Source organism: Oleiphilus sp. HI0125 (assembly GCF_001635355.1).
The window spans coordinates 18572-42498 of record NZ_LWGF01000845.1 but is presented as its reverse complement, the minus strand read 5'-3'; the positions used below and the strand labels follow the sequence as shown (position 1 = coordinate 42498).

Annotated in this window: 28 protein-coding genes and 1 pseudogene; 8 read left to right on the top strand and 21 right to left on the bottom strand. The window is 44.5% G+C overall.

Features of this window, described 5'->3' with window-relative positions; genetic code table 11:
• On the top strand, window positions 1-894 hold the full coding sequence (aguB, locus tag A3762_RS13895) for an N-carbamoylputrescine amidase (RefSeq protein WP_068475940.1): 894 nt from the start codon (window positions 1-3) through the stop codon (window positions 892-894).
• Between the two features lie 17 nt (window positions 895-911).
• Window positions 912-2012, top strand: coding sequence for an agmatine deiminase (gene aguA / locus A3762_RS13890; protein WP_068475941.1), 1101 nt, complete (start codon window positions 912-914; stop codon window positions 2010-2012).
• 35 nt (window positions 2013-2047) lie between these two features.
• Here the strand turns inward: aguA and A3762_RS13885 are convergent, their stop codons facing one another.
• The 9 genes from A3762_RS13885 to A3762_RS13845 all read right to left on the bottom strand — a co-directional run bounded on the left by A3762_RS13885 (window position 2048) and on the right by A3762_RS13845 (window position 9117).
• A complete protein-coding gene (locus A3762_RS13885) occupies window positions 2048-2998 on the bottom strand; it encodes an alpha-L-glutamate ligase-like protein (RefSeq protein WP_068475942.1) in 951 nt (316 codons plus the stop codon).
• A 2-nt stretch (window positions 2999-3000) separates the two neighbouring features.
• A complete protein-coding gene (locus A3762_RS13880) occupies window positions 3001-4518 on the bottom strand; it encodes a UUP1 family membrane protein (RefSeq protein WP_068475943.1) in 1518 nt (505 codons plus the stop codon).
• A gap of 8 nt (window positions 4519-4526) precedes the next feature.
• The gene (locus A3762_RS13875) at window positions 4527-5189 is read right to left on the bottom strand and encodes an ATP-dependent zinc protease (protein WP_082869136.1); all 663 of its coding nucleotides are present in this window, start codon (window positions 5187-5189) and stop codon (window positions 4527-4529) included.
• A 458-nt stretch (window positions 5190-5647) separates the two neighbouring features.
• Window positions 5648-6082, bottom strand: coding sequence for a hypothetical protein (locus tag A3762_RS13870; RefSeq protein WP_068756125.1), 435 nt, complete (start codon window positions 6080-6082; stop codon window positions 5648-5650).
• A 101-nt stretch (window positions 6083-6183) separates the two neighbouring features.
• Window positions 6184-6384 (bottom strand): hypothetical protein, encoded by a 201-nt coding sequence (locus tag A3762_RS13865; protein ID WP_068756123.1) that lies wholly within the window; start codon window positions 6382-6384, stop codon window positions 6184-6186.
• 116 nt (window positions 6385-6500) lie between these two features.
• Complete coding sequence (locus A3762_RS13860) at window positions 6501-6749, bottom strand: hypothetical protein (RefSeq protein WP_068756121.1); 249 nt, start codon at window positions 6747-6749, stop codon at window positions 6501-6503.
• Window positions 6749-6982 carry a hypothetical protein gene (locus A3762_RS13855; protein ID WP_068756120.1) on the bottom strand — a complete coding sequence of 78 codons (234 nt, stop codon included), beginning with the start codon at window positions 6980-6982 and terminating at the stop codon, window positions 6749-6751. The genes A3762_RS13860 and A3762_RS13855 overlap by 1 nt, the downstream gene beginning before the upstream one ends.
• Before the next feature lie 112 nt (window positions 6983-7094).
• Window positions 7095-7382: a hypothetical protein gene (locus A3762_RS13850; protein ID WP_068756118.1), complete on the bottom strand. Its 288-nt coding sequence runs from the start codon at window positions 7380-7382 to the stop codon at window positions 7095-7097.
• Between the two features lie 808 nt (window positions 7383-8190).
• A complete protein-coding gene (locus tag A3762_RS13845) occupies window positions 8191-9117 on the bottom strand; it encodes an alpha/beta fold hydrolase (protein ID WP_068475955.1) in 927 nt (308 codons plus the stop codon).
• A gap of 130 nt (window positions 9118-9247) precedes the next feature.
• On the opposite strand from A3762_RS13845, the gene A3762_RS13840 reads away from it, so the two are divergent.
• Window positions 9248-10267, top strand: coding sequence for an AraC family transcriptional regulator (locus A3762_RS13840; RefSeq protein WP_068475956.1), 1020 nt, complete (start codon window positions 9248-9250; stop codon window positions 10265-10267).
• Here the strand turns inward: A3762_RS13840 and A3762_RS13835 are convergent.
• The 6 genes and pseudogenes from A3762_RS13835 to A3762_RS13820 form a co-directional block, all read right to left on the bottom strand.
• Window positions 10249-10728 carry a TlpA disulfide reductase family protein gene (locus A3762_RS13835; protein ID WP_197469263.1) on the bottom strand — a complete coding sequence of 160 codons (480 nt, stop codon included), beginning with the start codon at window positions 10726-10728 and terminating at the stop codon, window positions 10249-10251. The two genes, A3762_RS13840 and A3762_RS13835, sit on opposite strands and share 19 nt — an antisense overlap.
• A gap of 70 nt (window positions 10729-10798) precedes the next feature.
• The gene (locus A3762_RS28385; protein ID WP_068757839.1) at window positions 10799-11179 is read right to left on the bottom strand and encodes a helix-turn-helix domain-containing protein; all 381 of its coding nucleotides are present in this window, start codon (window positions 11177-11179) and stop codon (window positions 10799-10801) included.
• Window positions 11180-11202: 23 nt separating this feature from the next.
• Window positions 11203-11319, bottom strand: a pseudogene (locus A3762_RS28860) (transcriptional regulator FNR); the annotation flags it as partial.
• Window positions 11320-11343: 24 nt separating this feature from the next.
• Window positions 11344-11514: a hypothetical protein gene (locus A3762_RS25975; protein ID WP_156493457.1), complete on the bottom strand. Its 171-nt coding sequence runs from the start codon at window positions 11512-11514 to the stop codon at window positions 11344-11346.
• A gap of 28 nt (window positions 11515-11542) precedes the next feature.
• Window positions 11543-12943 carry an oxygen-independent coproporphyrinogen III oxidase gene (hemN, locus tag A3762_RS13825; RefSeq protein WP_068475958.1) on the bottom strand — a complete coding sequence of 467 codons (1401 nt, stop codon included), beginning with the start codon at window positions 12941-12943 and terminating at the stop codon, window positions 11543-11545.
• A 64-nt stretch (window positions 12944-13007) separates the two neighbouring features.
• The gene (locus A3762_RS13820; RefSeq protein ID WP_068475959.1) at window positions 13008-13643 is read right to left on the bottom strand and encodes a histidine phosphatase family protein; all 636 of its coding nucleotides are present in this window, start codon (window positions 13641-13643) and stop codon (window positions 13008-13010) included.
• A 105-nt stretch (window positions 13644-13748) separates the two neighbouring features.
• Between A3762_RS13820 and A3762_RS13815 the strand changes: the two genes are divergently transcribed.
• Window positions 13749-14030, top strand: a complete 282-nt coding sequence (locus A3762_RS13815) for a pyrimidine/purine nucleoside phosphorylase (RefSeq protein WP_068475960.1) — start codon at window positions 13749-13751, stop codon at window positions 14028-14030.
• Window positions 14031-14095: 65 nt separating this feature from the next.
• On the opposite strand, the gene A3762_RS13810 is transcribed toward A3762_RS13815, so the two are convergent.
• From A3762_RS13810 to A3762_RS13800, 3 genes are read right to left on the bottom strand one after another with little or no spacing between them, the layout of a single operon-like run.
• Window positions 14096-15394 carry a CinA family nicotinamide mononucleotide deamidase-related protein gene (locus A3762_RS13810; protein ID WP_068475961.1) on the bottom strand — a complete coding sequence of 433 codons (1299 nt, stop codon included), beginning with the start codon at window positions 15392-15394 and terminating at the stop codon, window positions 14096-14098.
• A gap of 32 nt (window positions 15395-15426) precedes the next feature.
• A complete protein-coding gene (gene proC, locus A3762_RS13805) occupies window positions 15427-16257 on the bottom strand; it encodes a pyrroline-5-carboxylate reductase (protein WP_068475962.1) in 831 nt (276 codons plus the stop codon).
• Between the two features lie 59 nt (window positions 16258-16316).
• A complete protein-coding gene (locus A3762_RS13800) occupies window positions 16317-17021 on the bottom strand; it encodes a YggS family pyridoxal phosphate-dependent enzyme (RefSeq protein WP_068475963.1) in 705 nt (234 codons plus the stop codon).
• Between the two features lie 167 nt (window positions 17022-17188).
• Between A3762_RS13800 and A3762_RS13795 the strand changes: the two genes are divergently transcribed.
• From A3762_RS13795 to A3762_RS13780, 4 genes are all read left to right on the top strand, one after another.
• Entirely contained in the window at window positions 17189-18223 is a 1035-nt protein-coding gene (locus tag A3762_RS13795) for a type IV pilus twitching motility protein PilT (RefSeq protein WP_068475964.1), read from the top strand.
• Window positions 18224-18276: 53 nt separating this feature from the next.
• Window positions 18277-19407, top strand: coding sequence for a PilT/PilU family type 4a pilus ATPase (locus A3762_RS13790; protein ID WP_068475965.1), 1131 nt, complete (start codon window positions 18277-18279; stop codon window positions 19405-19407).
• 38 nt (window positions 19408-19445) lie between these two features.
• Window positions 19446-19958, top strand: a complete 513-nt coding sequence (locus tag A3762_RS13785) for an MOSC domain-containing protein (RefSeq protein ID WP_068475966.1) — start codon at window positions 19446-19448, stop codon at window positions 19956-19958.
• Between the two features lie 72 nt (window positions 19959-20030).
• Window positions 20031-20282, top strand: coding sequence for a TIGR03643 family protein (locus A3762_RS13780; protein WP_068475967.1), 252 nt, complete (start codon window positions 20031-20033; stop codon window positions 20280-20282).
• A gap of 97 nt (window positions 20283-20379) precedes the next feature.
• Here the strand turns inward: A3762_RS13780 and A3762_RS13775 are convergent, their stop codons facing one another.
• The 3 genes from A3762_RS13775 to A3762_RS13765 form a co-directional block, all read right to left on the bottom strand.
• A complete protein-coding gene (locus tag A3762_RS13775) occupies window positions 20380-21243 on the bottom strand; it encodes an ABC transporter ATP-binding protein (protein ID WP_068475968.1) in 864 nt (287 codons plus the stop codon).
• A 17-nt stretch (window positions 21244-21260) separates the two neighbouring features.
• Window positions 21261-22244 carry an ABC transporter permease gene (locus tag A3762_RS13770; RefSeq protein WP_082869133.1) on the bottom strand — a complete coding sequence of 328 codons (984 nt, stop codon included), beginning with the start codon at window positions 22242-22244 and terminating at the stop codon, window positions 21261-21263.
• 86 nt (window positions 22245-22330) lie between these two features.
• Window positions 22331-23647: a CmpA/NrtA family ABC transporter substrate-binding protein gene (locus A3762_RS13765; protein WP_369820685.1), complete on the bottom strand. Its 1317-nt coding sequence runs from the start codon at window positions 23645-23647 to the stop codon at window positions 22331-22333.
• Window positions 23648-23927 lie beyond the last annotated feature (280 nt).

Genomic DNA, 23927 nt, shown 5'->3' with positions numbered 1-23927 from the left:
ATGACACAAGATCGAGTTGTTAAAGTCGCTGCAGTACAAATTGCTTGCAGTTGGGATCGCCAAGATAATTTGAATAAATTAGAAAAGATGATTCGAGCCGCGGCCGCAGACGGAGCGCAAATCATTCTACTTCAAGAATTATTTGAGTCGCCATATTTTTGTATTGAAATAAAACTAGAACATCTCGGTCTTGCAACAGCTCTGAAAGACAACCCGTCTATCAAATGGCTGCAAGCACTTTGTGCTGAACTTGCTGTTGTAATCCCATTTAGTTGGTACGAAAAAGCCGGTAATGTCTTGTTTAACTCTGTCGCAATGGTCGATGCAGATGGAGAAATTTTAGGCACGTACCGTAAAACCCATATTCCGGATAGCGATGGCTATTTAGAGAAATACTATTTTTCGCCTGGCGATACAGGCTTTAAAGTTTGGAACACACGCTACGCAAAAATTGGTGTAGGTATTTGCTGGGACCAATGGTTCCCAGAAACTGCACGAAGTATGTCTTTAGCCGGCGCTGAACTACTTTTATACCCGACTGCTATTGGCTCTGAACCTAAAGAACCTGACTTAGATTCGATGCCACATTGGCGTCGCACAATGCAAGGTCACGCTGCGGCAAACCAAGTTCCGGTGATTGCTGCAAACCGAGTCGGAAAAGAATCGGCTGAGACAAACACAAATGTCATCGATTTTTATGGTTCGTCATTTATTACAGATCATCAGGGCGAGATTCAAGTAAGTGCCGACCGCCAAAGCGAAACATTCATCACGCACAGCCTAAACTTGAGTGCGGCGCAACGTGATCGTCACGTTTGGGGCTTATATCGTGATCGACGTCCAGAGCATTATTCAGCGCTGCAGCACTTAGATGTATCTGATCAAGGCGAATAACAACACGAGATCCGCACATGGCAAAGCTCGATAGCCAAACCCCAAAACAAGATGCTTTCTATATGCCTGCTGAGTCAGGTCCTCATGAAGCAGTAGGTTTAATATGGCCCGATAATCTCGAGACTTGGCGAGCCAAGGCATTGCCGGCTCAGGCGGCATTTGTAGAAGTTGCACTGCAGATTGCTAAGACAACTCCTGTCTATGTCTACGCCAATGCCAGTAGCCTTTCGTCTGCTCGCGCACAATTACCTGAACATATTCAGGTCATTGTCATTGAGAATAACGACTCTTGGTTGCGCGACACAGGCTGTAGTTTTCTTATCAACCAAGAAGGAAAGCGCCGCGCCGTCTCATGGAAATTCAATGCCTGGGGTGGTCATTTAGCGGGAATGTATAGCGATTGGAGTAAAGATGATGCCGTCGCAAAGCAGCTCGCAAATTGCTTTGACTCTGATGTTTATCAAGCTCCTTTCATCTTAGAGGGCGGCGCGATTCACGTCGACGGACAAGGCACATGCTATACAACGGAAGAATGCCTGTTACATCCCAGCCGTAATCCAGAGCTAAGCAAAGCGCAAATTGAAGCCTACTTAAAACAATACCTAAATGTGGACGTTGTATTCTGGCTACCTTTAGGGCTCTATGCCGATGAAGACACTAACGGACACATCGATAACATACTGCATGTCGTAGCACCGGGTGAGGTAGTCTTAACGTGGTGTGACGATCCATCTGATCCTCAATATGAGATTTCACGACTAGCTGAACGTGCTCTCAACTCTCATCCTGATGCACAAGGTCGGACCATAACGATCCGTAAAATCACAATGCCCGGCCCCTTATTTATGAGTGGAGAAGAAGCGGATAGCTTCGACGCCGAGCCGCATGAATCTCGTTATGAAGGCGTGCGACTTGCAGCAAGTTATGCCAATTTTCTAATCACCAACCAACAAATCATTTTCCCGTTGTTAGATCCAAAAACAGATGCTCAAGCCGCTGAAGTTCTTCAACAGGCGTTTCCTGATTATCAGGTCACGGGAATAAAAGGTGGACGGGAAATATTATTAGGCGGCGGTAATATTCATTGCGTCACGCAACAAATCCCTAAAGCGTCCTAACAAAATCTGTTAAGCCTCCAGGGATAGTACGTTGGCTAGGTATCGAATTCATTCTGACTGAATAACACTCTCTCAGATATAGAATGATCGTAGCGCGCAGATATCGCATTAACGGCATTAATGCGTGGCAGCAAGCCTTGTCCGTTGGCCAATTGAATAGCTAGACCTGGTCGCGCATTCAACTCCATCAGCAAGGGGCCTAAGTCTTTGTCTAAGACTAGGTCGACACCCAAATAACCAAGATTCGTGATTTCATAGCAACGCGCCGACAAAGCCAGCAAGTCATCCCATCGCGGAATATTAAGCTTCGTGAGATCTTTGCCTGTATCAGGGTGAAAGATCACTGGGTTGTCGCGCATAACTGCACGCAACGTACTGCCATTACGGATGGATAAACCAACACCAACAGCCCCTTGATGCAAGTTAGCCTTGCCGTGAGACGAGTGCGTGGACAATCTCGTCATCGCCATCACCGGATAGCCCTTGTAAACGATCACACGAATATCCGGGACGCCCTTATAGCTCATACCTTCAAAGCACGGATCAAATTGAACTAGAGATTCGACAATGGCCACATCATTTCGTCCGCCCAAGCTATAAAGACCACTTAGAATATTGGAGATATGACGATGTACATGATTACTATCAATTTCAGAGCCATCTGTACGGATGAAGTGATCGCCTCTACGATCAATAATTACCAAAATTCCTTTACCACCACTGCCCTGAGCAGGTTTGATAACGAAACCCTCGAGCCCTTTTAATGTTGGTTCCAAACTTCGTAACTCATATTGCGCGCGGAACACGGCAAGTAGGTCAGGCGTCGCAATACCAGACTTCAGACAAAGTTGTTTGGTTTTCAACTTATTGTCGACAAGGGGATACAATTGGCGAGGGTTGTTCTCTGCAATCAGCTGGACATTGCGGCGGTTCATTCCGATGATGCCGCATTGTTTTAGACGTTTAGGGCTGGCAAAACCAAACATGATCAACGATGTTCCAAAATCGATTTAAAGCGTCTTAAATCACTTAAGCGATAGCCGTTGTAATTTCCTATCGCTAAAATCGCCGCCAATACTAGTAATAAGCTTTCGGGATATAAGAAAACAAAATCTGCAACGTAGGTATTACTCATCAAAATATAGCTCACTACTGCCGTGAGCAAACTACCTAAGCCTTGAATCCCGACTTCTCTTGGACCTTCTTCTTCCCAAAGAATAGAAAGACGCTCAACCGTCCATGCGGTAATTATCATAGGGAAAAACGTCACTTTAAGCCCCCATGGGATACCAAGTTTATGACTCGCAATACCAATAGCTGCAAAAATAATAATCACAAACACAAGTACTGACGCGATTCTTGGCACCAGCAGTAAATTCAGACGGCTTAGCCAAGATCGAAGTAACAAGCCAATGCTAATCACCAAGACAAACAGCGTCAGCCCGACAATGAGCTCAGTCTGCAAAAACACCATAGCTATTAATACCGGCATAAACGTCCCGGACGTTCTGATGCCGATTAGATTTCGAAAAATAACAACAACCAAAGCGCCCAAGGGAATAATCAATAGCAACTTAAAAGTGCTTTGCTCAGAAATCGGTAAAGAATAAATTGAAAAGTCGATAAACAAGCTATCTGCGATCCCTTGACTCTCTACCGACGTGGCAAGCGCATTGCGATACTCTCTGAGCATTGAAAAACGAAGTTCCGCATTTCGACCTCCGTAAATTTCAATAAGCGGCTCATCGCCCTCTTGGAACAAAATTAGTCGGTTAGGCTGAATTACATACTCTTCTAAGGCATCGATGGTATGCCACGCGCCCTCTTCGTAAACCCTTAAAAATTGCTGAATAGGCGTGTTGCGTTTGCGATCACGCAGCATCAAGCCTTGTGCAGTTTTGCTATGTACACCCGAGTAAGCTAGTAATTTTTGCGCAAGCTCTATGCGCTTACTTAAGCGTGCGTTCTCACCTAATAGAACCAGCATGCTCGGCTCATCAGTATTCATCATATCTAACAAAGCCAGCGCTTTTCCTTTGGGTGAACGATACTGTTCAAGCGACCTTGTAATCGCATCAACCGCCTGTTTTTCACTCACGAGAAATGTTGGGAGACTGAGCTCTTTTGGTGACGGTCTCGTGTAATTATCATTATTCAAAAACCACGTAACATAACGAATCGCAGCTTCTTGCTTACCTAGATTCATTTTCCCTTCAAGCAGAACTGATTCATAACCGTTTTCTGAGTTATTCTTTTGCGACTGGAAGGGACCAAATTTTTGAGTGACTAAGGTACGACGGTAAGGGTTTTTATCTGCAGCATTGATAAACAATCGAACAGATTCTTCAGTGGCTTCAAACGAGAGCTTTATTTCGACAGACCATACTTCTTGGTCTTGATTCGTCGTGAGCGGAAACGAGAGCACTTGGTTTTTATAGGCGACCGCGCCGAGACCCAAAATAATAAGTACACTGATGACGAACGCAATTTGAAGCCGGGAGTTCATAAGAGCACCTAATCGAGTACCATATAACGTTGACTGGTATCAACGAGCACATTGCCTTCAAGAAAGCTACGACCGACCAACAACGGGTATCTGAATTCTGAACGGTCATTCAAATTCACCTCTGTCTTCATTTTAATATCGCCCATAGTGAGCGTCAGCTCGACCACGTAACGTTCATCAGATGCTCGATCATGTTGCTTGATCTTAGATTTACGCGTGATAGGTGCTTTGACTCTTACAGGCTTCGACTTTTTGAAAGGATGGATATTAAAAGAGGCCCACGTACGCCCATCTCGCTCAAATAATTGAATATCTTCCGCATGGATCGAACTTGTCGCAGCTCCGGTATCAATACGTGCTTTAAATCGATTACGTGTTGCATTCACGGAAACCCACTCCACCTCACCAATAATTGGCAGGCTGGTGTGATGTAACGATTTAACAGGCTGTATCTGCGAAACGTCTTGCTTTGGGCTAGGGCATTCTAGCGTTTTTTCTAATACAGGCTGAAGTTTTAACTCTGGACATACCGGGCATGGTGCAGGTACTTCCTTGACCACCACTTTTTCAACAACTTTCACCTCAGGTTCAACGACCTGCTGTTTCTGCCCAATCAAAGCACAAGAAGGCAAGACAACAATGACAGCAATGATGAATAAATAACGCAGCATGGATGCTCCATACGTCTAAAAGCAATCGAATAGCTAGAGCGTAAGTGTAGTTAAAAATTTAAAAATTGAAGGTTTGTTTGAATAAGCCAGACTGAACTAGCTCATACAAGCCATAAAAATGAGGGCGCAGAGTGTAACAAATTCTTCATCACTGCGTTGAACTAAGCTAACAAAACAAACAATGCTGCATCGATATTCAGGCAAGTAAAACAAATTGTAAGAAGGTGGTGTGGGAACCATATATTGGCCACCTAAAGGAACCATATAGTGGCCACCTAGTCCGTCAAACAACTGTATCTGGCATTTCCTAACTTCCGAACATAGACAGAAGCGGAAGTCAGAAGCGTTCGAGAGTAACAGGGGATTTCGTCGGGTTTTATAAAGAAAGCAGACCTTATTAACGCCAAGCTAAGCGGCAAAAAGCGCGTAGCGTTTTTTGTCCTTGCTTGAGCGACTGGTTAGGTGTTTTTAATATGGTTTGGCACATGTGTACTACCTAATATTGAAGCCGGCGCCAATAAAGACAAACGTTTGTTTGCCAGTTTGATTTTTACCGTATTAGAAAATTTGTCCTTCTTTATTTGAGAGACATTACCCCAATCACTGGACACCATTTTACCGAATACATTCCTCGCGCGAACGCCCTCTCCGCTAACATGCGCTTTGAAGCATTTACTTTTTATGGCAGCCTCAATAAATGAATAAACATAGAGAACAAAAAGCCATTTAAGCACTACAGGTAAGTTGTTCATAATGCCTACGCCCACACGCTCTAATGGGAAATCATGGCGAAACGCGAGATTTAAGGGTAAGCCAACTAAAAACAACAAAGAGAAGAAACAAATATTTTTAGTTGCGAGTTTAAACGTGCTTTGTTGATAGATCGTTTCCATCCTTGAACACCTAACGCCTGCAACAGCGGCTGTTTAAAAGCGCCAGCTTTTTAACAGTCCTGTTGCTTGCACTTGTTAAGTGGCTCAAGATTTCCAAGAAACTAATCATATTGAGTACACCACTGTGTTGCTAATTCTTTTGCATGAGTTTCATCAGTTTCTAGTATTTGTAAAATGGCAGGCCAAATTTCTTCAAAACTTACTTCTTCTTTTTTATGGTAAGACAAAGTTGCCTCTTCTAGTGTTACACCAACACTTTGAATCTCGTTTAGATCTTGAATTACTTGTGAAGTAGTTTTCATCAAATCGTTATCTCAAAGCGCCACTTAACGCTAAGCTAATGGGCAGACGCCGCGCAGCGGTGGCTGTCCAAGCCAAGGTTTCCTTGGCTGATCATTGAGCAGTTTGTTATATGCTTTTATGTATATAGTTCCCATGGCCCAAAGACTAGCAACGCTAAAGTTAATGTTAAACCAATGAATATACCCCACATAACAGAGTAGAACTTTTGGTTAGCCGAACGAAACAATGAAACCCCGCCCATTAAAAGTAAAAACCAAGTGGCCATAAGAATAACTAGCCATTGGTAAGCTGCGGCAGAAGCAATTGCAGATAACGCCAGAGCTATGGTGAAATGCTTTTGAGTAGTTTTATTTACGATATCCATTACAGCTCGGAAACCGGATTGTTATTAATAATAGGTTTGGCTTTTTTGAAAGCACGCAAACCTAGGTAGACGATAAAAAATAGAACGGTTGAACGGCCAATGACAAAACCAATATTGTATGAAGAAGCATCTGCGCTTAAGACAAATAGAACTGTATCGATTGCGCCAAAAGCTCCAAATAAGATGAGTAAGGCACCAAGTGCAGCGAGTAAATAACCACCTATTTTTTTCATTTCATTCCCTTAGTTTAAAACTACCTTTTGCATATAACGCCGCCAGCAGCGGCCGAGTGAAACGAGGTCCAGCGACCGCAGGGAGCGATGCTGGCTGGCCTTGTTAAATGTTTTATTCTTCATATTTTTCTATTTCCCATGGACCACCTACATGTTGGCGCCAAGCATGCCAACCTGGAGGGATATGCGCTACCTCTTTGACGCTGGGATCAAGTTTTACGACTTGGGACATAGCAATAAGAGAGATGTTTTCTTCTTGGGCATCCTCGAGCCCTAAGAACTGCCACCCATGATCATCTTCATCGTGACAAACGTGAAGGATCGGAGCACCTTCAAAGGCGATATCCTTGTTAGTTACAGCGGCGCAATTTTCTGGCTGATCAAATGGCCAATCTTCCATGGTTACTCCTGACATTTAACAGCTTATTATACGGAATTCCGTATAAACCGCAGACGACAACGCGTCTTCACGATCACCAAAATTCCATTTTTGTTCAATTGATTCAATCACTTAAAGAGCATCCTATCATTAGAAACCAAGATTCTCTTTGCGCAAAAAGAAGACTTGGGTTTACACGGGTCCGTATAAACCCAGAAGCAATTTTTTAAGTAATTGTTTTATAAAACAATATCAGAAGGAAGCCGCAAAAAGACAGACTTATCTCACGGGTTTCATAGGAAGCGATCACCTCAAAGCTTCCTGATTCCATTACACCTGTTTATTTATATAGTTTTCTAACTAATTATCTGAGGACCTTATTGTTAGGTCACAGCAACTATTTTAAGGCTTTCGCATCACTAAATGTCAGCCCCCTATATGAAGCGGGCATTGATCATGAGGGGTATTTGATGTCGGCTAATGTCTAATTTTGGGTATTACACCTTAATCAATAGGTTGCAGTCATTCGCGTCAATGAGAGGCTGGAACGAAGGGATAATCCCGTTGAGCGCGTAAGCGATCCGGGTCGCCTTTGGGGCAAGGTGAATTGCTCGTAGAGCAAGAGAGAGTGACCTAGGTTATGTTGGGGTCTTTGGCGAAACAAAGACCCTGACTTGCCGTCGGCCAGCGCCGACAGGAACAGAAGAATGAGCCTGATGTTACCCTCTAAAAACAACAACCACTTATGCCTAACCGTAGACAACACTCACAAAACAAAAAAGCCGCTACTAGTTTCCCACTAGCGGCTTCATTTCATCAATGCTTGAGTCTAGCTACCGATAAAGTCTCGCATTAGTGCAGCTGTTTTTTCTGGTGTTTCAACCATTGCTAAGTGACCAATACCAGGCAATACAACCTTCTTAGAGTTCTTCACCAGCGCCGCATATTCATCAATATTCTTGGCACTAATCACCTTATCTCCTTCTCCCCAAATGATTAGGGTTGGCGCGGTGATATTAACGAATTCTTTGTCTAAGCCTTTAGTGAGGTCTGAACGAATGTCTTTAAAAATCTTTTCGTTGATCGCTAGTCGAGACACCGCTATTTCAGCCTCCGCTTTTGCAATCGCATCGGGAATAAATGGCTTCACTTCCATGACAAAATCTAAGACCCGATAAAAGTCTTGTTCAGTTTTTGCGATCAAAGGATTGCTCCCTTGCTCAAGAATTTCATCCATTTGTGAAGGCTGAGTATGCACACCTGCTGGACTGATTAAGGTAATCGATAACACTTGATCTGGATGACGGGCTGCATAAAGTGATGAGATAGCGCCACCCATAGAATTGCCCGCCAAATGGAACGTCTTGATATCTAGCTTCGCCATCAAAGCATTCACAAACGCAACTTGATCAGCAATATGGTAACTCGCGTTCAGATCTTGCTTGTTTTCACCATGCCCCATTAGATCTGGAACAATCACACGATACGTCGAACCGAACTGCTGCGCTAGACGCAACCAATTCGTTTTACTACCACTAAAGCCATGCAACATGACTAGAACTGGGGCATCAGCGTTATTATCGTATAAGGTGACTTGCTGACCGTTTACTTCAATTGTTTCGTGAACGAGACCAGCTTTTTCGGCCTCCATGTTGAGTGCCCACGCCCTAAACTCAACACGCTTTTCTAAAAATAGGGCATTCGCTCCCATCAAAACAATTAACACAGCAGCGAGAAAAATGATTACCTTCTTCACATTATCTTCCTTATGGAACAGTTTATTTGTATTTATTTTGTACTTTTCGCACGCATCCTAGTAGACAGCTCCTAGCCTCTCTATGGTAAGCTGCGTTTCAAGTTGATAAATTTGGCCAAATAATAAGATTATGCCAACGAGATCAGTATTAGGGTTATCGTATACCGCACAGCTTTTTAAGTCTCTGGGTTTAGACAGCGATGCTGTTTTAAATAGCAACGGACTAAACGTCGATCGTATCGATCCGCAAGCGCGCATCACACGCAGCAAAGAGCTTGAAGTCTATCAAGACTTAGTCAAATTAAATCCCGACCCTCTCATCGCCCTCGAAATCGGTCCTTTCCTTGGGCCTGCTGGCTACGGCCCATTCGCAATGTTACTTAGCAGCTGTAAAGATGGCTATGAATCTTGCCAGATGGGTATTCGCTACCAATCTATGGGCTATATGTTCGGCGAAATGAGTTTTTCTTTGGCGACTGATAACTCGTCACTACGTTTCGACCCCGCAATGCTTCCCGAAGATGTGCGCGAATTTGTTTTGTACCGCGACATGGCAGGATGCGCGAAGCTCGTCCGTGACATCTATATGATGAACGGAATCGATTTTCAAATCGTTGAAGTTCACCTGACTGTCACGCCAAAAAAACAAGATCGTATTAAGTTTGAAAAAGCTTTCGGCTGCCGAGTGTTGTTTGGCATGCAAAGCAATCGCATACTGATTCCAACCGCGCTACTGAAACAGCCCTTCCCTCAAGCGAATAAAAACGCATTCGACATGTATCGTGAGCAATGCGAGCAGATTCTGTTCGAATCAAGTCAAAAAGAAGAAACGCTCACTGATGCATTGAAGAACTATCTTTTGATGTTTAGTTATGACATTCCTAAAGCCAAGGAAGCTGCTCAAACCTTTGGTATGTCAGAACGAACTTTACGCAGAAAGTTAAGCGACGAAGATAGCAGCTTTCAGAACGTGTTGGATGAAGTGAGATTCGAGAAAGCAAAACGCTGGTTAAGCGAGTCACAATTAAGTATTGAGCTAATCGCTCTGAAACTGGGTTACCAAGAAGCCGCCGCGTTTAATCATGCCTTTAAGCGCTGGAGTGAACGAAGTCCTTCGCAGTATCGTAAGGATCATTCCTCTAAGAGATAGTTCACCGCTCTTTTTACTTTCGGGATGTGATCAGGCTTGAAACCCTGAAACGAACCAATCACCTCTCCTCGTTGATCTATAAGAAACGAGGAAGGTAAACCGACCAAGTGATATGCCCGCTGTGTCTTTCCTGTTTTTTCTGTCAGTACGGTATAGTCAACCGGATAATCCGCTAGAAATCCAAGCGCCTCAGCTGAGTCTTCATCTAAGTTAATCGCAATCACTTGAAAGTCGTCTGGTGAGAATTCCTTTTGCAAGCGATCTAGCGCCGGTAGCGATTGTCGGCAAGGCCCACACCACGACGCCCAAAAATCGAGATAGATAACCGTACCACGGTAATCACTCAACCGATGCATCGTGTCGTTAGCTAATTCTTTAAGATGAAAATCAGGCGCTGCTACGAAATCGGCCCGTGAGATTGAGGAAATTAGAAGAAGTAAAATAAAAATGAGATGCTGCATTCTCATTACCAATGCGATACCAAATGTCCTAAGACTTAATGATAAAGTATTGGTTCAAATGAAACAGAGCTTAGACGCACATTTGGTTACAGCCGCCGAGCACACCGAGTGCTGGTAAATCAAGAATCTGCAAATCGGTTCGCTTCACATCAATCAACCCGTCTCGCTGGAAGCGTTTGAACAAACGACTGATGGTTTCCGGAGCAAGATTAAGATGATTAGCGATATCTCTACGTGGCATCATTAAATTAAAGCGCGTATCAGAATATCCGCGTTCTTTGTAACGAGCAGATAAAGTAAACAAGAAGGTTGCAAGCTTCTGATCAGCCGCGTGTTCTTGTTGTTTTTCGTGCCCGCTTTGCACTTCTTTACGAGTACTGAGAGCAAGTGGTGTTGTAAGCCAGAAATTTGCAACGCAAGTCGTTCGAGCTTCGAATATTTGATAGCACAAAGGCTAGATGTCCCAAGCGCAATCACACTAGAGGGATGCGAATTTTGGTGCAGCGCATCTAGTCCGAAAAGTTCACCTGGAAGATGGAAGCTTGCGATATGCTCCGAACCTTGGCCATCATTGAGCACAGTTTTGAACATGCCTGATTTAACCGCATAGACATACTAAAAATTTTGACCTTCTGAGTAGACGCGTTCACCTTCATGGAAAACCCTTCCCGCATCAACAATTTCTTCTAGCGATGCCATCTGAGCAGGATTCACACCTACTGGTAAACACAACTTCCCAAGCGCACATTCACCACATTTCAAGTCGCTAATCGTAGCTAGTCTCATTCCCTGATCCATAACCGCTCGTTTTTATTTATACTGTTTTACTGTATCGAGGTATTTCAACATTCTGTTGTTCTCCTCTCGCTAAATAATGATTAAACGTCATCGCAATATTTCTTAAAAATACACGACCAAGTTCGGTCACTTGGATGCCGTCATTGTTTAACAGCACCAAGTCATCTTCGACAAATTGAGATAGGTTTTCGAACTCTCGTTTAAAATATGTATCGAAGTCAATCAAATGTTCGTTACCAAATGCAGCCTTGCTAATAAATTCACCGCACATAATCCGCTGAATAAGGTCTGATCGAACGATGTCGTCAGACGACATAATCAGGCCTTTGTAGAGCGGTAGCTCATCATTTGCTAACTGCTCTCTGTACTCAGATATTTTAGTCACGTTTTGACTAAAGCTGTGATTCACCTTAGAGATAGCGCTGACACCAAGGCCGATCAAGTCTGTTTCTGCATGCGTAGAGTAACCTTGGAAGTTTCGCTGCAACGAGACGTTTTCTTGCGCTTTCACTAAGCTGTCGCTTGGCAGGGCAAAGTGGTCCATCCCGATATAGGTGTACCCTTCATCACCCAAGCCGACAATACTGTCACTGAGAATATGAATCTTCTCTGCACTTGATGGAAGTTCTTCTGCGTTAATTAAGCGCTGAGCAGGCATGCTATCTGGCATATGCGCGTAGTTATAAAGCGCTAAACGATCAGGCTTAATCCGCAAAACTTCTTTCAGTGTTTCATCAAATGAAGCACGAGTCTGCTTCGGCAATCCATAAATTAGATCAAAAGAAATGGAGCTGACACCCAACGCACGAGCGCGCGCTACAAGCGCCTCGATTTGTTCAATATTTTGTTCACGGTTCACCGCTTTTTGTACTTCTGGATTAAAGTCCTGAATACCAAAACTAAAGCGATTAAAGCCTAGGCCCACTAGTTCATCGATGTCATCTACTGTGACGCTTCGTGGGTCGATTTCGATACCCATCTCAAGCTTTTGAGGAAGTCCAAAATGGAAAGATTGTGCGAGTAACTCTAGGATCTCTTTGATCTGATCAGTGCTCATAAAGGTCGGTGTGCCGCCACCAAAATGAATCTGTTCGACTAAGCGACCACTTTCAAATAATGGCGCTTTTAAAGCGATCTCTTTACTTAGCAATTCAATATATTCATCCGCTCTAGACATATTTCGAGTCACCACTTTGTTGCAACCACAGTAATAACAAAGCGATGCACAAAACGGCACGTGAATATAAAGGGACAAGCTTCTAGGAGCTGGGTGCTGATTACTCTCAGTCACCTGCTCAAGATAACTACCTATTGGGAAGTCATCACGAAAATGCAGCGCCGTCGGGTATGAAATATAACGAGGACCATAACCTTCATACCGTAAGAGAAAATCGTTGAGTTGATCAGCGTTTATCACGAAAGTAGCCTGCAAAAAGTGTATCTGGCGCAGTCTACCTAGTTTGCAGGCTTGTTCTCTTGATCTAAATCAACCTAGTTTGATGGAAACGCAGCTGCGCTGCACTTTGTTCTTGGTCACCTTCACTCTTCGGTTCAGACCAATGATAGATAACAATGCGGCTCACATTTGCATAAGGCACATCAAAGCTCCAAAGTTTACTGGTTGGCATGCCTAATACGTGAGTCAGAATGGCACGTATGACGCCGCCGTGGCACACCAACAAGCGGTGTTGTCCTTTACTTTGTTCAACCAAATCTTCCCAAGCACCATGTACTCGTGTCACGAACTGACTGAGCGGTTCTCCGCCAGGAGGCGTATTGTTCTCGGGATCTTGCCAGTACTTAGAAAACGCCTCTTTGTTTCCTTCCATCAATTGCTTATTGGTGAGGCCTTCCCACTCGCCAAATGCAATTTCACGAAACTCTGCATTGATATCGAGATCTAGCGACAGTTTATCTGCCAGTTCACCGGCAAAATAACGACATCGCGATAAAGGCGACGAGACAATACTTGCCCAAGGAGAATGCTCACCTACGGATGTTCGCATTTGCTCCCAGCCTAGCTCTGAGAGTGGATCATCAAGCGTGCCACGAAGTTTTTGCCCACCTTCAGGCTCTCCGTGTCGTATCAGGTCAATAATCGTTTCTGTATTCATCATGTTTCGTCAATTTTGTTCGGCATTTGAGCAAGCTGCGCGTATACTACGCGCCAGTTTTTTGGCCACTCGCGCTCGCGCAGTTGGCGTTAATTTTGGAGAATCAGCATGTTATCAGTTAATGAGTACTTTGACGGCAAAGTAAAATCAATCGCATTCGAAGGCAAAGATCTACCTGCAACAGTAGGTGTAATGGTTGCCGGTGAATACACCTTCGGCACAAGCCAAAAAGAATACATGACTGTTGTCGCTGGCGAGCTTCAAGTTAAGTTGCCTGGTAGCGACGAATTCGTCAGCTTCACAGATGGCCAAACATTTGAAGTTGAAGCAAATCAGTCTTTCGATCTAGTCGTCCCGACGGATACTGCTTATCTTTGCAAATACGAGTAAGTAACTAAACTCGTGCCCTATGGGTCGCAAATCTACGCGGCCCATAATTTTTCATTTCCAGCGCACTAATTCTTGTTCTTTAAGCTACGTTCTTTGAAATATGCCGCTTCTTCATTGACTTGCATCAGCTCACGACGCAATAGATCGAAACCCAAGGCCGCAACGAGTATTTGAAAGCGTTTTCTGTCTACTGGAAAGTAGAAACAGTGTGCCTTTATCTCACTCTTACTTCCCCACGCCACCCATACAGTACCGACAGGTTTATCTGTTGTACCACCTTGAGGCCCAGCTATTCCTGATACCGCGACACCTAAATCAGCGCCGCTTCGATCCAAGGCGCCTGATAGCATTTGTTCTACAACCGCTTGGCTAACCGCGCCATGTGCAATTAATGTCGCTTCTTCGACGCCGAGCATCTTCTGCTTCATTTCATTGGAGTAAGTAACAAAGCCAGCATCAAATACGCCCGAAGCGCCATCAAGCTCGGTCAGCATAGAGCTGATCAGTCCGCCCGTACATGACTCGGCAAAGGTCACACGTTTGCTTTGCGCCAACAATAAATCTTTCACGACATGCGCAATGCTGCGATTATCATCGGTCACAATATGCGCGCCAAATAATTGCTCCACTTGTTCAGAAAAATGCTCGAGCAACGCATAGTCTTGCTCATGATTTGCTTGGAGCTTTAACTCCAACATTGGCAATGAAGCGCGAAACCCAAGCTCCAATTCTTTTGGAAGTTTCAAACCACTCTTAAAAACACGCTCTTGAATGCCTGACTCACCCATTCCAAAAACACGATATCGTTGTCGCTTCACTTTGGCATTCGAGTCTAAAGGTAAACGCGGGAGAATCTCCTCACTAAACATTGTTTTCAGTTCTGATGGGACTCCAGGTGTGCAGTAAACAGTGCATCCATTAATCTCAGCAGAGAAGCCAACAGCTGAACCTGTGGCATTAGGAACTAAACCTACCCCGTCAGGCAAAATAGCCTGCTTTTTGTTGGCTGCATTGAAGGCAATATTTTTACTCTTGCACCATTGTTCAAGGTCCGCCATTGCCTGCGGATGTTCAAGCAAATCAACGCGCATAACATTGGCTAGGGCTTGTGCTGTGAGATCGTCAACAGTTGGCCCCAAACCACCATTCACAACAAGCACATCAGAAAAACCCGCAATGCGCGCTATTTCCTGCTCAAGCAAGGCTAAGTCATCCCCAACAGTTGCCTTGTAGTAAATCGTGCAACCAAAGGGGCTAAGGGCTTCAGCTAACATTGCCGAATTGCTATCGACAATGTCACCACTCATTAACTCATTGCCTGTTAATAGCAAAGAGAGCTTTATAGATTGTTGTTCGTTGCTCATAGAATTCTCTGACGATACGCAGCGCAATATAGTTATTTACCGAGAAGCGCTGCCATTTCAATAGAGCGATCAGCACACGCTGTCATCGCTTTTTCAACCAGCTGAGGCAGACCTTCATTTTCGAAAACATGAATAGCACGTTCAGTTGTGCCGCCGGGCGACATGACGTTTTTCTTTAATTGTTCTGCTGGCAGATCACTTCCGAGCACCATTTTGGCTGACCCAAGTGCTGTTTGTGCAGCTAATTGCTTCGCATCTTCTGTGGATAAGCCAAGTTTCTCAGCAGCCTTCGCCATCTCGGAGATCATCAAAAAGAAATATGCCGGACCGCTCCCTGATACTGCCGTGACCGCGTGAATCAGCTCCTCTGAGGCGACCCATCTTGCAACACCTATTGCAGCAAAAACATCTTCAACCGCTTGCTTTTGCTCGGCACTGACTTTCTCAGTCGCATACAAGCCACTTGCGCCCTCTAATACTTGAGCAGGCGTGTTTGGCATCACGCGTACAATCGCAATGTCTTCACCTAGCCATTTCTGCAAACTTGAAACTTCGATTCCTGCTGCAATCGACACCACTACAGGAGATTGCGCGGCCAAAGCGTCTTTCATCGGTGCAATCACCGCCTCGAGGACCTGCGGCTTCACACATAACAATACGATATCAGCAGCACGTACCGCTTCGACATTATCAGTGGTTGTACTAATGCCAAGCGTTTCAGCCATCTGCGTCAACTTATCTTGGCTTGGATCACTTGCGGTCACACGCTTTGGGCTCACGCCATTCTCAATCAAACCTCCGATAATCGCGCTTGCCATATTGCCAGCACCGATGAAACTAATATTCAGTTCGTCTAACTTCATTCTTTGTTTCCCGTTTTCGTGGAAATTAAAAGTCACGATGACTCATCGAGCTTCTAATCCTAATTTTTTCTTTCACCAAATATATCAGTGCCTACACGTACCATGGTTGAACCATGCTCAATAGCCAACTCTAAATCTTTCGACATCCCCATCGATAAGGTATCAACTGAAGCATAACGTGCAGCGAGCCGATCTTTTGCTTGATGTAAAGCGTGCATGCTTTTCGCTAATTGCTCGTTATCGGCACTTGCACTTGGAATCGCCATAATTCCGCGCAAACATAATTTATCCATACCCGAAATCTGCTCGGCTAATGCATCCAATTCATCAAGAGAGATTCCAGACTTCGTTTCCTCTTGATCGATATTCACTTGAATACATACATTAAGCGCTTCCGATGTTTCTGGTCTTTGATCGTTCAATCGTGTTGCCACTTTTAGGCGGTCGACACCATGCACCCACGCGAAGCTTTCAGCGATGGGACGTGTTTTATTCGATTGAATCGGACCAATAAAATGCCATTCAATGCTGCCTGCTTTTTCAGGTGCTAATGACAAGATCTCTTCTTGCTTCTCAAGGGCTTCACTCAGGTAATTTTCCCCAAATAATCGTTGCCCTTGTTCATAGGCTTCGATCACCGACTTAGCTGTATGTTTCTTGCTCACAGCGAGTAACTGAACCGAGCCACTTTCTCTCTCAGCCCGAATTGTTGCTTTTTGTATTCTTAAACTAACGCTCTGGAGCTTGTCTGCTATGCTAAACATTATGCTAATCAATAAGATAGTGGTGTTAGGGGTTAAGTTCTCTGAAAGCCATACCTATCAAGGCTTAGAACATTTCTGAGCCGTATGGGCAACAACTAATTATCTCAATAAGTTTAACAAGATGAGATTTTTACTCTAGTGAAAATCTAGTCCTATAGAGGGTTCTCATGGATATTACCGAACTGCTCGCCTTCTCTGCGAAGCAAGGCGCATCAGATTTACATTTGTCATCAGGCTTACCACCCATGATTCGTGTTGATGGCGATGTACGTCGTATCAATCTACCAGCGATGGAACACAAAGAAGTGCATCGCCTGATTTACGACATTATGAATGACAAGCAGCGTAAAGATTTTGAAGAATTCTTAGAAACCGACTTTTCATTTGAAGTACCTGGTGTCGCACGTTTCCGTGTTAACGCATTTAACCAAAACCGTGGCGCAGGCGCAGTATTTCGTACCATCCCTTCCAAAGTATTAACCATGGAAGACTTGGGTATGTCGCAAGTATTTAAAGACATTGCCGAGGTACCTCGTGGTCTCGTACTGGTAACCGGTCCAACCGGTTCTGGTAAATCAACAACGCTAGCGGCAATGATCGATTTCATTAATGACAATCGCTACGACCACATTCTGACCATCGAAGATCCAATAGAATTTGTTCACGAAAGTAAGAAATGTCTCGTGAACCAACGTGAGGTACATCGTGACACCTTAGGCTTTAACGAAGCACTGCGCTCAGCACTTCGTGAAGACCCCGATATTATTCTAGTTGGTGAGCTTCGTGACCTTGAGACCATTCGATTGGCACTAACCGCTGCAGAAACAGGTCACTTAGTATTTGGCACTCTCCACACCACATCTGCTGCCAAAACAATTGACCGTGTCGTTGATGTATTCCCAGCGGAAGAAAAAGCGATGGTTCGTTCCATGCTTTCAGAATCTCTACAAGCCGTTATCTCGCAGACACTGTTGAAGAAATCAAATGGTGGTCGTGTTGCCGCACATGAAATCATGATTGGTACACCAGCGATACGTAACCTTATTCGTGAAGATAAAGTTGCACAGATGTACTCGGCAATACAAACAGGGGCCAGCATTGGTATGCAGACGCTCGACCAGTGCTTGCAAAACTTGCTTAGCAAAGGCCATATCAATCGCGATACAGCACGCGAAAAAGCAAAAATCCCTGAAAATTTCTAAGAATTAGCCGATAAGTTTATTTATCGGATGCAAGACAAGTTAAGGAAGAAAACGTGGACTTTGATCGACTCTTAAAAATCATGGTTGAAAAAGGAGGCTCAGACCTCTTTATCACAGCAGGCGTTCCACCTAGCATTAAAATCCATGGCAAGATCGTCCCTGTCACCAAGCAATCTCTGACACCAGAAATGTGTCGTGAGATTGTCTTTGACACCATGAACGACAAACAACGCGACGAATTTACTGAAAAAAACGAATGTAACTATGCCCTCAGTGCACGAGGAATTGGTCGTTTTCGTGTATCCGCATTCTCTCAACGTAACCTTATCGGTATGGTGCTGCGTCGTATCGAAACGAATATCCCACGTATTGAAGACCTCGCGCTGCCAGAAGTTATTAACTCTCTAGCAATGACGAAACGCGGTTTGATTATTTTTGTGGGCGCAACGGGTACTGGTAAGTCGACCTCTCTCGCATCGATGATTGGTCACCGAAATCGAAACAGTAAAGGCCATATAATTTCGATCGAAGACCCTATTGAATATATTCACCAACACGAGGGCTGTATCGTTACGCAGCGCGAAGTGGGGATCGATACTGAGTCTTTCGAGGTTGCGCTTAAAAACACATTACGTCAGGCACCTGATGTCATCATGATCGGTGAGATCCGTAGTAAAGAAACAATGGAGTATGCGGTAACTTTCGCAGAAACAGGTCACTTGTGTCTCGCGACCCTACACGCCAACAACGCGAACCAAGCATTGGACCGTATTATTAACTTCTTCCCTCCGGAGCAGCACAACCAAATCTGGATGGACCTGTCGTTAAACTTGAAAGGCATTGTCGCGCAGCAGCTTGTACCGACTCCCGATGGCACTGGTCGTCGAGCGGTAATTGAAGTACTTCTGAATACACCGCTTTGTGCAGATCTTATTCGTAAGAAAGAAGTGCATAAACTGAAGGAGATAATGACAAAATCTCGCGATGTCGGAATGCAAACCTTTGACCAAGCGCTTTATGACCTGTACGCTGCCGGCGAAATCACCTACGAAGATGCACTGGCGCATGCTGACTCTGCGAACGACTTGCGTCTTCTGATTAAACTTGGTTCTGACGCATCAAGCCCTGATGAGCTTTCGAGCAATACACAACGGCTTTCGATTCAAGATGATGGTTTAGTTTAGGCACGTGCAACGCATTACCTTGAAGTAGTAAGAAAGACATGAAAACCCAAGCCAGACTATTAGCGAAATACATGGATAGTGCACAGTCTGGCCGGGTTGAATGGATTGGTTTGCGACCTTCTCGTAAAGCCGATATTAAAACCGTATCGCAGGTCTATGCCAAGGCAGATCGCGGCCTCCAAGGCGACCATAGCGCTAAACGCGCTAATGGCTCTGCACGACAAATCACACTGATCAACGCCGAAGATATTCAAGCACTCAGCACCCTACTAAATAGATCATTAATTGACCCATCTATTCTGCGCAGAAATATCGTCATCTCTGGCATGAGCCTGCACGCGATGCGCTATCAGCTTCTACAGATAGGTAATGCGATTGTAGAAGTAGGCGCGCACTGCCATCCCTGTTCTCGTATGGAAAAATCATTGGGGAAAGGGACTCTACTCGCGATGTATGGCAGAGGCGGCTATTGCGCAAAAGTGATTCAAGGCGGTGAACTTAAAATTGGCGATGAAGTTCGCGTAACACAACTTCAACGAGAGTTGTTTTAGACACCCGCAATAGATCATAAACCTCTTTTGATTCCTACACGTATACCTTTCAAATAATTGAGCGAGGCGTGTATGGCTCTATCAGCCGAAGATATCTCTAGAATCATTGAAATGGCATGGGAAGATCGCACCCCCTTTGAAGCCATCAAACATCAATATGACATGAATGAATCGGAAGTCATTCGATTCATGCGCCGTCAACTTAAACCTTCTAGCTTTCGTCATTGGCGCACGCGTGTCTCATCGCGCACCACGAAGCATTTGAAACTCCGTAACCCAGACATCTCTCGAGGGTATTGCTCCACACAGTACAAGCAACGCTAGTAATTAACAGGCAAAAAAATGCCCACGTTAAAGTGGGCAAGAACACGAGACAATTTACTCTGATAAGCAAACTCGTAATGAGTGAATCAATCAGCAACTATGCTGCATTCGAATCGGTTTGATCTGTAACGACCTTCTCAGAAGACTCTTCTTTTTTCTTATGCTTATCGACAGACTCAACTTTTTTCTGTTTTTCATATAAGAAGGTAAGTACTTCATGACGATAGTGGTTGTACTCAGGATTATCTGCCAACGCCAAACGATCACGAGGTCGATCTAGTTTCACATCTAAGATCTCGCCAATCGTTGCCGCTGGTCCGTTAGTCATCATCACAATGCGATCAGACAATAGAACAGCTTCGTCAACATCGTGCGTGATCATAATGACGGTGTTACCAAGCTCGGCATGAATCTCCATAAGAGAATCCTGTAAGTGAGCCCGTGTTAACGCATCGAGTGCACCGAAAGGTTCATCCATGAGCAATACTTTTGGCTCCATCGCCAAAGCGCGAGCGATACCAACACGTTGCTTCATACCACCGGAAATTTCAGAAGGTAATTTATCCAAGGCATGGGTCATGTGCACTAATTCAAGATTATGATGCACCCAGTCTTTCATCTCAGCCTTACTGCGGCCGTTACTTGTTTGTTTCACCGCTAGCTCAACATTTTTGTAAACGCTCAACCAAGGTAATAAAGAGTGGTTTTGGAATACAACTGCACGCTCTGGGCCTGGCTCATTCACTTCTTTGCCATCCAAAATAGCGCCGCCAGTTGTCGCTTGATGCAGGCCTGCAACAATGTTCAGTACCGTTGATTTACCACAACCTGAGTGACCAATAAGAGACACAAACTCGCCTTTCTCAATCTTTAAGTTTACGTCTTGTAAGGCTGTAAATGGCCCTTTAGGTGTAGGGAAATCAATACCAACGCCTGATAATTCTAAATGTCCTGTACTCATCTTAAATCCTCCTGCGCTTAACGTAATGTTGCGCTCTTATCCCAGCTCACTTGCTTTTGGATAACTAACATCAAACGGTCTAATAAAAATCCGATAATACCGATTGCCAACACTGCTACCATGATACGTGCGAGTGACGCTGAACTACCGTTCTGGAACTCGTCCCAAACAAACTTACCTAAGCCTGGGTTTTGAGCGAGCATCTCTGCAGCAATCAGTACCATCCAACCAATACCTAATGACAAACGAAGGCCCGTAAAAATCATTGGAATCGATGACGGCATAACAATTTTTATAACGTGATTGATTGGGTTCAAACGCAGAACCTTACTCACATTTATAAGATCTTTATCAATACTAGAAACACCCACTGCGGTATTGATCAGCGTTGGCCATAGGCAGCACAACGATACCGTGACAGCTGAAGTGATAAAGGATTTCGAAAACATTGGGTCGTTTGATACATACACAGCACTCACGACCATTGTTACCAATGGCAACCACGCAAGCGGTGACACCGGTTTAAATAACTGAATTAAAGGGTTAATCGCAGCATATGCCGATTTACTCAAACCACATAAAATCCCTAATGGCACGGCGATAATTGATGCGATAAAGAATCCGGTTGCAACCGTACCTAAGCTCGTCCAAATTTGCTGGAAGAACGTTGGTGCGCCTGTATAAGGGCGGATTTTAGGCACGTAGTCTGGATCTTTTGCCATACGCGCTTCATTGCGTTGTTCTTGTCGCTCATAAAAGGCTTCTGCCTTAGCAACCTCTGCCTGATGTTCATTCAATAGATTCTTTGATTGTTCCCATACTTGAACAGGGCCTGGGAATTGGCCTAGCGAGGTATCGATGTTTTGTGCTGCAGCGTTCCACAGACCTAAAAAACATACTAACCCAAGCAAGGGTAATGCGAGTGCAGTCGAGAGCTGCTTCAATTTTTCACCTACTTGGCTTAATCCACCAGTAGTAGGCATCACCGCTTGTTTAAACATATCTTTCTCCTTTATGCCTATAAAACTTGCCGAGTGCGAGGACTATGCACTCGGCAAATTAGGCTATGTGCTAACTTCGTTACGGCTTAAATTAAGTCTTTGCCTTTCAAACCTATTGGGAACTTCTGCAAGTACTCATTTGGTTTTGAACCATCGTAAACGTGGTCGTCAATGAAGTGTGTTTGAGGTGGCTTAAAGCCAGTTTCTGAATCGAATTCAGGGAAATCAGAAGCTTTCGCTTTACCTTCTTCGATCAATGCTTTCGCTGCTGTCGCGTAGATATCTGGACGATATACTTTCTTAGCCGTTTCCATGTACCAATCATCTGACTTATGCTCAGAGATCTGCCCCCAACGACGCATCTGTGTTAGATACCAAATTGCATCACTGTAGTAAGGATAAGTCGCGTTGTAACGGAAGAATACGTTGAAGTCAGGAATCTCACGCTTATCGCCTTTCTCGTACTCAAACGTACCCGTCATACTGTTTGCAATAACCTCGTAGTCAGCACCAACGTAGTTTGCTTGAGATAAGATTTTTACCGCTTCTGGACGGTTAGCGTTGTTGTTCTCATCCAACCACATTGCTGCGCGGATCATCGCTTTTACAACGCGAGCATGCGTATTTGGATATTTCTCTGCCCACTCGTTACTCACACCGAAAACTTTCTCTGGGTTGTTCTTCCAAATTTCGTAATCCGTTACAACTGGCACACCAATACCTTTAAATACTGCTTGCTGGTTCCACGGCTCGCCCACACAGTAACCATAAATAGTGCCGGCTTCCATCGTTGCTGGCATTTGTGGTGGTGGAGTAACCGAAAGCAATGCATCTGCATCAATCTGACCGCTGGTATCACCTTTATGTGGTGCGTAATAGCCAGGGTGAATACCACCAGCAGCTAACCAGTAACGTAACTCATAGTTGTGCGTCGATACTGGGAATACCATACCCATGTTAAATGGCTTACCTTCGCTCTGATATTTTTCAACAACAGGCTTTAGTGCGTCAGCTTTGATTGGGTGCACTGGCTTGCCACCTTCGTGAGGAATATTCGGCTTCATTTGTGACCAAATATCGTTTGATACGGTAATCGCATTACCATTCAAATCCATGCTGAAAGCAGTAATGATGTGCGCCTGCGTACCGAAACCAATCGTCGCACCAAGTGGCTGACCTGCCAACATATGAGCACCATCAAGCTGGCCGTCGATCACGCGGTCTAGCAATACTTTCCAGTTCGCCTGTGCTTCCAAGGTAACGTAAAGACCTTCGTCCTCGAAGTAACCTTTTTCATACGCAACAGCTAATGGAGCCATGTCCGTCAATTTAATGAAGCCAAATTTCAACTCTTCTTTTTCTGGCCATCCTAACTCTTGTGCTGTCACAGAAGTACTGATCATTGCACCTGCAGCAGCAACGGTGACTGACATCACCGCTAGCTTGGTTTTCAATGAACTCAAAAATCCTGTTTTTTTCATGCTCTACTCCGACTGTCTCCAGTTCTTTCGCCAAAAAAAAACCCGCACAGTCTTCCAGATCTTGAAAGACTGTGCGGGCATCATTGCCTGAGTATTGCCGCACCTTCGCAGCAACTCTCTAATTTTGGTTGTTCTCTGAGATTACGCCTTACGGGCAATCCGTAATCTATCTACTGCAAAACAAAGGCCAACTTTATAAAGC

What these genes read in the sequence shown, in the direction of transcription:
- aguB (WP_068475940.1), top strand. Translation starts at nt 1, where the DNA reads ATGACACAAGATCGAGTTGTTAAAGTCGCTGCAGTACAAATTGCTTGC.
- aguA (WP_068475941.1), top strand. Translation starts at nt 912, where the DNA reads ATGGCAAAGCTCGATAGCCAAACCCCAAAACAAGATGCTTTCTATATG.
- A3762_RS13885 (WP_068475942.1), bottom strand. Translation starts at nt 2,998, where the DNA reads ATGTTTGGTTTTGCCAGCCCTAAACGTCTAAAACAATGCGGCATCATC.
- A3762_RS13880 (WP_068475943.1), bottom strand. Translation starts at nt 4,518, where the DNA reads ATGAACTCCCGGCTTCAAATTGCGTTCGTCATCAGTGTACTTATTATT.
- A3762_RS13875 (WP_082869136.1), bottom strand. Translation starts at nt 5,189, where the DNA reads ATGCTGCGTTATTTATTCATCATTGCTGTCATTGTTGTCTTGCCTTCT.
- A3762_RS13870 (WP_068756125.1), bottom strand. Translation starts at nt 6,082, where the DNA reads ATGGAAACGATCTATCAACAAAGCACGTTTAAACTCGCAACTAAAAAT.
- A3762_RS13865 (WP_068756123.1), bottom strand. Translation starts at nt 6,384, where the DNA reads ATGAAAACTACTTCACAAGTAATTCAAGATCTAAACGAGATTCAAAGT.
- A3762_RS13860 (WP_068756121.1), bottom strand. Translation starts at nt 6,749, where the DNA reads ATGGATATCGTAAATAAAACTACTCAAAAGCATTTCACCATAGCTCTG.
- A3762_RS13855 (WP_068756120.1), bottom strand. Translation starts at nt 6,982, where the DNA reads ATGAAAAAAATAGGTGGTTATTTACTCGCTGCACTTGGTGCCTTACTC.
- A3762_RS13850 (WP_068756118.1), bottom strand. Translation starts at nt 7,382, where the DNA reads ATGGAAGATTGGCCATTTGATCAGCCAGAAAATTGCGCCGCTGTAACT.
- A3762_RS13840 (WP_068475956.1), top strand. Translation starts at nt 9,248, where the DNA reads ATGCCAACGAGATCAGTATTAGGGTTATCGTATACCGCACAGCTTTTT.
- A3762_RS13835 (WP_197469263.1), bottom strand. Translation starts at nt 10,728, where the DNA reads ATGCAGCATCTCATTTTTATTTTACTTCTTCTAATTTCCTCAATCTCA.
- A3762_RS25975 (WP_156493457.1), bottom strand. Translation starts at nt 11,514, where the DNA reads ATGAGACTAGCTACGATTAGCGACTTGAAATGTGGTGAATGTGCGCTT.
- A3762_RS13820 (WP_068475959.1), bottom strand. Translation starts at nt 13,643, where the DNA reads ATGATGAATACAGAAACGATTATTGACCTGATACGACACGGAGAGCCT.
- A3762_RS13815 (WP_068475960.1), top strand. Translation starts at nt 13,749, where the DNA reads ATGTTATCAGTTAATGAGTACTTTGACGGCAAAGTAAAATCAATCGCA.
- A3762_RS13810 (WP_068475961.1), bottom strand. Translation starts at nt 15,394, where the DNA reads ATGAGCAACGAACAACAATCTATAAAGCTCTCTTTGCTATTAACAGGC.
- proC (WP_068475962.1), bottom strand. Translation starts at nt 16,257, where the DNA reads ATGAAGTTAGACGAACTGAATATTAGTTTCATCGGTGCTGGCAATATG.
- A3762_RS13800 (WP_068475963.1), bottom strand. Translation starts at nt 17,021, where the DNA reads ATGTTTAGCATAGCAGACAAGCTCCAGAGCGTTAGTTTAAGAATACAA.
- A3762_RS13795 (WP_068475964.1), top strand. Translation starts at nt 17,189, where the DNA reads ATGGATATTACCGAACTGCTCGCCTTCTCTGCGAAGCAAGGCGCATCA.
- A3762_RS13785 (WP_068475966.1), top strand. Translation starts at nt 19,446, where the DNA reads ATGAAAACCCAAGCCAGACTATTAGCGAAATACATGGATAGTGCACAG.
- A3762_RS13780 (WP_068475967.1), top strand. Translation starts at nt 20,031, where the DNA reads ATGGCTCTATCAGCCGAAGATATCTCTAGAATCATTGAAATGGCATGG.
- A3762_RS13775 (WP_068475968.1), bottom strand. Translation starts at nt 21,243, where the DNA reads ATGAGTACAGGACATTTAGAATTATCAGGCGTTGGTATTGATTTCCCT.
- A3762_RS13770 (WP_082869133.1), bottom strand. Translation starts at nt 22,244, where the DNA reads ATGTTTAAACAAGCGGTGATGCCTACTACTGGTGGATTAAGCCAAGTA.
- A3762_RS13765 (WP_369820685.1), bottom strand. Translation starts at nt 23,647, where the DNA reads ATGATCAGTACTTCTGTGACAGCACAAGAGTTAGGATGGCCAGAAAAA.